Annotated in this window: 3 protein-coding genes; all 3 read right to left on the bottom strand. The window is 63.3% G+C overall.

All coding sequences use genetic code 11. The features are described 5' to 3' along the window. Positions 1 to 36: 36 nt before the first annotated feature. Complete coding sequence (locus Q4E95_RS12950; protein WP_303383694.1) at positions 37 to 984, bottom strand: formamidase; 948 nt, start codon at positions 982 to 984, stop codon at positions 37 to 39. Positions 985 to 1,144: 160 nt separating this feature from the next. Continuing rightward, positions 1,145 to 1,795 carry a maleylpyruvate isomerase family mycothiol-dependent enzyme gene (locus Q4E95_RS12945; protein ID WP_303383693.1) on the bottom strand — a complete coding sequence of 217 codons (651 nt, stop codon included), beginning with the start codon at positions 1,793 to 1,795 and terminating at the stop codon, positions 1,145 to 1,147. A 76-nt stretch (positions 1,796 to 1,871) separates the two neighbouring features. Further along, the coding region (locus Q4E95_RS12940) for an NUDIX domain-containing protein (protein ID WP_303383692.1) at positions 1,872 to 2,277 on the bottom strand (406 nt) is incomplete at its 5' end.

The following is a 2,277-nucleotide window of genomic DNA, read 5'->3' as shown; positions in this document are numbered from 1 at the left end:
GGCCAGCCCGTAGTGGGTGGAACCAGGTGCCGATTCTTACCCGCCGGTCGTCTGGCGGGGAGCTTCAGTTCGGTCTGTCTCCGTGGTGCTTCCGGGCTCACGGGGCGAGCCGTATCCCACGGAGGTGCCGTCGGTGATCTCGACCTCGTCCTCCCACGGCACCCGATAGCGTTCGGCGGCGAGGTCGGTCATGTAGGTGTACGGGCAGTCCCGGGCCCCGCCGCGCACGGCGACGTATCCGCGATGCCCCAACTGGTAGATGTTGTTCTCCACACCCCAGCTCCTGCGGGCCTGGTCGGCGCGGCTAGGAATTACCTCGCCGGTCACTATGCGGTCCGGTGAGTTGTCCCCGTGCTCCAGGACGGTGCCGTCGACGTCGCAGATCATGGCCTCGCCGATGGACCAGATGCCGGTCGCGTCCGCCCCGGTCAGGGCGACCGAAGCAGTGTAAGCCACGTTGGTGAAGGCATTGACCTGGTTCGTGATCCGCCACGCGTGGCGTATGGGGTCGGTGTAGCCGGCCGTGCGCAGGATGACGTTGGCGCCCTTGTAAGCCGCCTCCCGAGCCATCTCCGGCAGCATCCCGTCGTGGCAGATAAGTAGGGCCAGCTTGGACCCGGCAGGCCCATCGCATACCGGGATGCCGAGGTCCCCGGGTTCCCAGGGCTCCAACGGCACCATCGGGTGCATCTTCCGGTAGTACAGAACAATCTCGCCAGCGGCATCGACGATGATGCCGCTGTTGTAAGGAGCACCGTTGGGGTTGCGTTCCATGAGTGAAAAACATCCCCAGACGGAACTATCGGCGCATGCGCCGCGCAGGATCTCCACCTCCGGGCCGTCCAGGTCACAGAGCATCTCATCCCGAGCCCAGACCTTGGGGTTCAACCCGTTGAGGCTGTACTCGGGGAAGACCACCAGGTCCGTCGTAGGCAAGCCGGCCTTGGCGCCCTTCACCATGCCGGCGATCTTCTCGGCAGTCACGCACCATCCGATGGGCCAGCCTGACCCATCTGAACTTATGAGCGAAATGCACCCTCAGCACCGTGGGAAGAGACAGCACCTAGGCTTTATTGCATGGGCAACACACCTGCGGCGATCTATCTACTGGTCTAACCGCTGACGAAAACTCAGAGGCGCAGCTCTAGACGCCCATGGTCTCTATACGCGAGCGTAGTAGTGGAACCCCCGGACCCTCCAGCTGATCCAGATACACCGCCCGGCCGGCCATGGTCATGACCAGTGCAAGCAAAGAACCGCTGACCATTGGCCCGGCGCCCACGACAAACGGCCCGTCGGCGGCTCGTAAACACAACCCCTTCACCAAACGGTGGCTGTTGACCGCGAAGTCCCGTGAGGCGAAGAACTCCGCGACCGGGATAAATGCCTCCGCACTGGGCGTCCGCGAGAGCCCCAAGGGCTGTCGAATGTCCTGCGAATGCACGACCACCTCACCGAGATACGCGGGAACGTGCCCGGAGGGCGAGGTAGTGCTGTCGATAATCTGGCGGAAACGCTCGAGCGTCTCTTCCGGGGTCCGCCCTCGAAACTCCGCCACGCGCCGCTGGTTATGCATATCCACTCGGAATCGGGCGCCGATCATGCTGCGCAGCCAACGTAATTGGTTCATGCTGGCCGCTGCGATCAGGTGAGCAACGACGTCCTCGACGTTCCACTTTCCGCACAGAGTGCTGTGTCGCCATTGCTCGGGAGTCAGCGTTGCGAGGTCATCGGCCAGCGCCGCACGCTCGGCGTGCATCAGCGCCCACAGGTGATCATTTTGGGATGTGGCCATGGAGATTGAGCCTTTCGCCGTTGAGAAGAGTCAAACCCAGACAGGTGTTTCCCGCAAGAGGGCTAACACCCAAGGCTTACAGCGCCCGCACCGCCGGAATCGCATACCACCGAGCCAGGGGAGCGAGGTCCGCAACGTCTTCCACGCCGTCCACTGGCTGCCAGCGCAACTCGGCAATCTCACGTGCCGGCACGGGTGTCTCGGCCAGTAGATTCAGCCCCAGGAACACATGACTGTGCAACCCATGGCCGGGTTCGTTGGCGGCATCGGTCATCCATTCACCCACGGGAACCAAATCTTCCGGGGCCAGAACCAGGCCCAGTTCCTCTTCCACCTCGCGGATCGCGGTATCCAGGGGAGTCTCACCCGCCTCGGGTTTGCCACCGGGGAACATGAACATCCCGGTGTTGCGTTTGCGCACGGTCAGTACATCACCGTTCGCGCGGCGCAGCACCACACCGGTCACCTTGATGACGGGACGA

The sequence above is a fragment of the Kocuria sp. genome, assembly GCF_030536815.1.
In the GTDB taxonomy this organism is placed as follows: domain Bacteria; phylum Actinomycetota; class Actinomycetes; order Actinomycetales; family Micrococcaceae; genus Kocuria; species Kocuria gwangalliensis.
Note: the sequence above shows the minus strand (reverse complement) of the source record. Positions and strands in the feature narration are given on the sequence as shown.